The following is a 253-nucleotide window of genomic DNA, read 5'->3' as shown; positions in this document are numbered from 1 at the left end:
CTGGGCGCCGGTGTCGTTGGCGATGCTCATGTGTCTGTCGTCTCGCAGTGAATCCCGCTCCTACCAGGGCATCTTGCGCTGCCAGTCCGGATCGAAGCCCTGGGTGGCCGCGGCCACGGCATGGTAGTCGGCGTAGGCCTCGGCCAGCAGGTCCGGCGGCACCTTCGACAGCGGCACGCCGCCGCTGCCGCCGCCTCCGGCCCTGTAGTCGAAGCCGAAGCCTCCCCGCGCGCCGAGGCGCATGAAGGGCAGG

At 71.1% G+C, this 253-nt stretch carries 1 protein-coding gene; it reads right to left on the bottom strand.

Going from position 1 to position 253, the window contains the following annotated elements; translation table 11 throughout:
• Positions 1 to 60: 60 nt before the first annotated feature.
• Positions 61 to 253 (bottom strand): hypothetical protein (locus KVT32_RS30795; RefSeq protein WP_217619506.1); only part of this gene is annotated, 193 nt, incomplete at its 5' end.

The sequence above is a fragment of the Achromobacter sp. GbtcB20 genome (assembly GCF_019091095.1).
GTDB classification, from domain to species: Bacteria; Pseudomonadota; Gammaproteobacteria; order Burkholderiales; family Burkholderiaceae_B; genus Achromobacter; species Achromobacter mucicolens.
The sequence above is the reverse complement of the archived record's forward strand: the minus strand, read 5'-3'. Positions and strand labels throughout refer to the sequence as shown.